The organism is Bacteroidota bacterium, from assembly GCA_030706565.1.
Taxonomy (GTDB): Bacteria; Bacteroidota; Bacteroidia; order Bacteroidales; family JAUZOH01; genus JAUZOH01.
Map to the genome: position 1 here is coordinate 1 of JAUZOH010000221.1, position 6,182 is coordinate 6,182.

3 protein-coding genes are annotated in these 6,182 nt (G+C 39.0%); all 3 read left to right on the top strand.

All coding sequences use genetic code 11. The annotated features are described in order from the left end of the window. The first annotated feature begins 145 nt into the window (after positions 1 to 145). The 3 genes from Q8907_11170 to Q8907_11180 all read left to right on the top strand — a co-directional run bounded on the left by Q8907_11170 (position 146) and on the right by Q8907_11180 (position 6,073). Complete coding sequence (locus tag Q8907_11170) at positions 146 to 1,075, top strand: dihydrodipicolinate synthase family protein (protein ID MDP4274827.1); 930 nt, start codon at positions 146 to 148, stop codon at positions 1,073 to 1,075. 243 nt (positions 1,076 to 1,318) lie between these two features. Beyond that, positions 1,319 to 4,621, top strand: coding sequence for a SusC/RagA family TonB-linked outer membrane protein (locus Q8907_11175; protein MDP4274828.1), 3,303 nt, complete (start codon positions 1,319 to 1,321; stop codon positions 4,619 to 4,621). A gap of 21 nt (positions 4,622 to 4,642) precedes the next feature. Further along, positions 4,643 to 6,073: a RagB/SusD family nutrient uptake outer membrane protein gene (locus tag Q8907_11180; protein ID MDP4274829.1), complete on the top strand. Its 1,431-nt coding sequence runs from the start codon at positions 4,643 to 4,645 to the stop codon at positions 6,071 to 6,073. The last annotated feature ends 109 nt before the right edge of the window (positions 6,074 to 6,182 follow it).

The window sequence follows — 6,182 nt, forward strand, 5'->3', positions numbered from 1 at the left end:
ACAAATGTAATAATAAAGGACAATAGCTTTATCATAACATGTGGAGAAGTAAAGCCCGGGATCAGGACCTCTAAAATATTTTCTGCAAGTGGAAAAAATTAATTATTAAACAGAAAAATCATAACGATCAATAAAAAAAAAGAAAATGGAATTTAAAAAGTTGGAAGGGCTCATCGCAGCGCCCTTTACTCCGATGGATGGGAAAGGAGATATTTGTGTGGATAATATTGAGGCTTATGCCCATCATCTGGTTGAAACTAAAGTAACCGGAGCATTTGTATGTGGTACAACGGGTGAAGGTTTCTCTATGACTACAGAAGAGCGCAAAGCTGTCCTCTCAAACTGGGTAAAATATTCAGGAGGAAAACTTAAAATCATTTGCCATGTGGGCAGTGATTGCCTTGCTCAGAGTAAAGAACTGGCAGCCCATGCGGAAAAGGAAGGAGCCTATGCCATTGGTTGTATTTCACCATCATTTTTCAAACCCTCAACAGCAAAAGATCTGATAGAATATTTGGCTCCTGTTGCCGCTTCTGCTCCAAACCTGCCATTTTACTATTACAATATGCCATCGATGACTGGAGTAAATATTAAGGTCAGTGAGCTATTTCCTTTGGCAAAAGAAAGGATACCAAATTTTGCAGGAGTTAAATTCACGCATTCAGATCTCTATGATATGCAAAAGTGCATTGCTTTCGATAATGGCCGCTATGAAGTGCTGAACGGATTTGATGAGATCCTGCTTTGTGGAATAACCTTGGGGGTCCATGCAGCAGTAGGAAGCACATACAATTTTATGCCTTCAGTATATCTTGATCTTTGGAAAGCTTATCGTGCAGGTGACTTGGAAAAGGCAAAGGAACTTCAACAGTTTTCTGTAAAAGTGGTTGATAAACTTGTTAAATATAAAGGCGCTATTCTGGCAGGAAAGGCAATTATGGGATTCCTGGGTATTGAATGCGGCCCCTGCCGTGTACCATTAGAAAACTTATCTGAAGAGGAAAAACAATCGCTAAAAAGTGAACTGGATGAAATTGGATTTTTTCAAAAAACACAGCCCTTATCTCAAGTATAATTATAATATCACCCTAAGCGCTGATATTGAAAGAGATTTTATTAAACCAAATTAATCAGCAGATGAAAATTCCAAACCTAAACGCAAAAAAAGAGGATATCCCTTTCGCCAGGGACACCCTCTTTCCCCCGATATTTTAAGGGCCTGTTATTTCTCCATAAATAACTTCCTACAGTTTTCTATGAAAAGGAGAACATGTCCTTTAAATATCTTTCTTAAAATCAAATAAATTAATACAAAATTATGAAAAAAAATCTTTTTCTAAAATTGCCTTATCCGAAAAACAAAAATTTCAGAGTAGCAGTTTATGGCAAAACCTCTCTGTTCATTTTGTTTTTGATGTTTATGAACTTCTCTCTTTTTGCTCAGAGTATTCCCCAGAAAGAAATTGTCGGAACAGTCAAAGACGGTACAACAAATGAAGTACTGCCTGGAGTAAATGTAGTGATTGAGGGCACCCTCACCGGCACTATGACGGACATAGATGGAAAATTTAACATAAAAGTTCCCAGTGATAGTTCAATACTTGTATTTTCATTTATGGGTTATGCCAGGGAAAAAGTTCTTGTTACCAGGAAAAGTTCCATAGAGGTAACTTTAAAACCTGATGTTAAAAGCCTTGATGAAGTTGTTGTAATCGGCTATGGAGAACAATCAAGGTCAAAAGTTACGGCCTCAATTTCTAAAGTAAATGCAGAAGAATTTACGCATTCTCCATCGGCTAATCCCATGCTTCAAATGCAAGGCAAGGTGGCAGGTTTGACCCTGCAAATTTCTGACGGCCAACCCGGTGCCAATCCTCAAATTTTTATCAGAGGAGGGACATCCACTTCACCGGAAGGTGATTCGCCATTAATCATTGTAGATGGTATTGTAGGAAGTATGAGAAACTTGAGCGAACTAAACAGTAGCGATATTGAAACCGTTCAGGTGCTTAAAGATGCTGCCTCGACAGCCATCTATGGGGCCAGGGCTGCTAATGGAATTATAATCGTAAAAACAAAATCAGGCTCGATCAAAACCAAACCTACTATCAATTTTAAAGTCACAACCGGCTCCGAACAATTGGGAAAGAAATACAATTTTACCAGTGCCAGAGATTACATTCAGGTCAGTCGCTATAACACTTTTATGTACAATACGACAAACCCGAGTATGTTTCTTAACGGTGGAACTTATGGAATGTCAACCGGGAACCCCCGGAACTCGAAAAACACACTCGAATTTCTTGACACCTATATCCAAAACTATGGGCAGAATTATGTCACTGATCTGTTGGACAACCAGGGTTGGCAAACAATGGCTGATCCAGTTACGGGCAAAAAACTCATTTTCAAGGAAACCAATTATCAGGACGTTACTTTCCAGAAAGCCAACAAGCAGGAATATGACTTTAATATAAGTGGAGGAGGTGAAAAAACCTCTTACTACATGGGCGTTGGTTATCTGGATCAGGGTGGTATAGTATTTGGAACTTACACTAAAGATTATAGCTTCCTTTTAAACGGAACTTACAAGCTCAGTGATTCCTGGAAAATCTATACAGATATAAAATATCAAATCCGTGATTATAAAGGTGTTGATAATTATCAAAATGTACTAGGCCGCTCTGTAACCATGCCTTTTACGTACCGGCTGAATTATGAGGATGGCACTCCTGCTCCAGGAGAAGGAGTCACTTCTTTCAGAAACAGAAATCATGAATGGTTTTATAGAGATCAATACGATGATAACAAGATTTACCGTAATACTATAAAAGTAGGTGCAGACTGGGATATTCTGCCAGGATTATCTTTTAATCCTTCCGTTTACTGGTTCACTACAGACAGCAGATCATCGGCCTTCGAGGCATATAATGAAGTGAATAAAAACAGGAATGCTTCAGAAAGCGATGCTTATATCCGTGAGGCTCAGGTTGACTTATTGTTAAACTATAAAAAGGATATCAAAAAGAACCATTTCAGTTCTGTTTTAGGCTCAAGTTACATTAATGACTTCAATTATGCAATGAGTGGTTCTGGTTATGGTGCTCCTACCGATAATGTCAAAACCTTGAATGCCACCTCTACAACAACCCAGAAAATTTCCACCACGCAATCTTACGATGCCATGTTAAGTTTTTTTGGCCGTATCAATTATGACTGGGACAATAAATACCTGGCCACTGTAAGTCTGAGAGATGACGGTTCTTCAAAATTTGCCGATAATAATAAGTGGGCGCTTTTCCCTGGTGTATCAGTAGGATGGAATATAAACAATGAAGCTTTCTGGAAATCAATGGCAAAATACATTCCCGCCTTTAAGCTAAGATCAAGTTGGGGACAGGCTGGTAACAATGACCTTTCAATTTATGATACTCAAGGACAATACAGTACAGCCTATCAATATGAAGGAGCGGTTGGCATACTCAATACTACTTTGGCAAATAAAAACCTTAAATGGGAAACCACAACCTCTTTTGACCTTGGTACTGATATTGGATTATTAAATAACAAGGTTACTATTGCCCTTGATTATTATAGCAAATTAACTTCTGACCGGATTTTCAACAAACCCCTGGATACCTCCACCGGTTTCAGCTCTATTACGAGCAACTATGGAACAATCAGAACCAGAGGTTTTGAAGTTGAACTTGAAGCAACTCCGGTAAGTAACAAAGATTTCAGCTGGGATGTGAATTTTACCTTTGCTTTCAACAGGTCAATTGTTGTAAAGTTGCCTGACAACGGGGCAGAAAAACATCGTATTGGAGGTAATACCGTATATGATCCCAAAACAAAGACTTACAAGAGTGTCGGAGGTTTTGCTGAGGGTGAAAGATATGGAGGTCGCTGGGCATACCATTTGACAGGAGTCTATGCTACTGACGCAGATGCCGCTAATGCACCTTATGATGTAGAAGCAAATGGGCGTACCAAACATGGCGGAGATGCTATTTGGGAAGATGTGGACGGTAACGGACAAATTGATCATCAGGATATGATATTCATGGGTTATATCCGCCCGGATAAAACAGGAGGCTTAGTCAATACCTTACGCTATAAATCATTCACCTTAAGATTTGTTGCTGATTATGCTCTGGGTCATGTCATTGACAATTCGTTCAGAGGAAGATTAAACGGAAGTGCAAGAAATAACAATATGACACTTACCGATGTGTTAAGTGACAAAATCTGGAAAAAACAAGGAGATATAGCAAGCATTCCAAAATATACCGTACAGAGCGATGCAGACTACAATTTCAGGAATCACTTAAGAAATCCGAACAATTTAGGCTCTAGTTCAGGGTATACAACGAACAACTCTTTATATTATTCCAAAGGCGATTTCCTGGCATTCAGGGAATTATCATTAAGCTACAGGTTCACTTCCAAGGCCATGAAATATTTACACTATGTAAGTGGAATGGAAGTTTTCGGAGGAATTTACAATATGGGATATCTTACAGCTTATGATGGATTGATGCCTGAAATTTATACCGGGAATGACCAGGGTTCTTATGCTCGTCCACTTGAAATCAATTTTGGTGCCCAGCTAACATTTTAATCGATATTTAAAGAAAAGATAATGAAAAAGATAATAACTTCAATATGGTTAGTTCTTTTGTTTATTTCCATAGGCTGCAATAAGTTAGTGGATGTTGACACAGTCTCCTACATCACTAATGGCAGTTATTGGAAAGGAGAAGGTGATGTCATAGGATATACCACCGGCATTTACTCGGATTTAAGGAGTCTGGTAAATACCACCTATTATGGTGAAGACCGAAGCGATGCTTTTATTCCGGGGCTGGAAGGCTCAGTAACTGTAGCATGGGCACAAAATCTAACCGATGCCAATGCTCCCAGTTGGCTTAGCTTTTACAATATCATTCATCACTGCAATCTGCTTATCAAATATGGCAGCCAGACTAATCCCAAAACGGATAACATTAACAGATGTCTGGCCCAGGGATATTTTATACGGGCCTATACCTATCTGATGTTGATCAAAGCATGGGGAGATGTCCCTTTAGTACTGGAACCTACCGAAAGCAGCAGTACCGCTCTACCTTCAAGATCCCCTGCAGCTGATGTAATGACTCAGATACTTAGTGATATCAATAAATCAATATCCTTATTCCCGGAAAAAGGGTATGTAGATAAAAACCGGGCATCCATGCCGGCAGCTTATGCCTTGAAAGCAGATGCCTTATTGTGGAAAAAGAAAGTTCTTAACGGCGCTAATGAAGATCTTAACGGCGCAATTGCAGCGGTTGATACAGTAATGCAATCGGGAGTGTCTTTATTGCCAGACTTTACTAAAATTCATGATACGGGAAATAAAAAAAACAATGAGATCATATTTTCTCTCTATTTCCTGCGTAATGAAGAGTCGGATCAGTACGGCAGCAGGCTAAAACCGAGAGCATTATTTGTAGCAAATGCCGCCAATAAAAATTTGCTGGCATACGCCACAAACGGTGCCAGAAGTGTTTATGCTCCAAGTGATACGATAAAGAAACTTTTCAGCTCAAATGATGTAAGAAAAGCTGCGTCAATCATAACAGCGGTAGATGCGAACAACAACGTTATTGGTGTCTTTGATAATAAATTCAGAGGTACTGTCTATTCTGACGATCGTTATTGGGAAAATGACATAGTAATCTACAGGACTGCCGAGATGATTCTATTCAAAGCCGAGGCGCTTGCTGCCCTAAATCTCCCAGATGAGGCGGTAATTGAACTTAACAAAGTTAGAAACCGTGCAGCAATAGGAGATTATAAGGGAGCAAAGGATAAACAGTCCGTTGAAAAAGAAATCTTTAATGAACGTTTCAGAGAACTTTGGTTTGAGCTTAAACGTTGGCCGGATATAGTACGTTTTCATTACGGAGGGACAATAGATGCATACCAAATTGTCCCAAACCTTAAAGGAAAGACAATCCCATTGTTCTTCCCTATACCTGGCAAAGAAATAAATGTAAACAGTAACCTTCAACAAACTGCAGGGTATTGATAAAGCTAAAATTATAGAGATATGAGAATGATTTCATCTTTTAAAGGGCAGGCGATTATAGTTTTCTTTTTATGTTATCTTCTTTCATGTAAAAGTAACGATGAAACCA

Bases quoted from the DNA above. Each gene is read 5' to 3' on its own strand.
- Q8907_11180 (MDP4274829.1), top strand. From the start codon at position 4,643: ATGAAAAAGATAATAACTTCAATATGGTTAGTTCTTTTGTTTATTTCC.
- Q8907_11175 (MDP4274828.1), top strand. From the start codon at position 1,319: ATGAAAAAAAATCTTTTTCTAAAATTGCCTTATCCGAAAAACAAAAAT.
- Q8907_11170 (MDP4274827.1), top strand. From the start codon at position 146: ATGGAATTTAAAAAGTTGGAAGGGCTCATCGCAGCGCCCTTTACTCCG.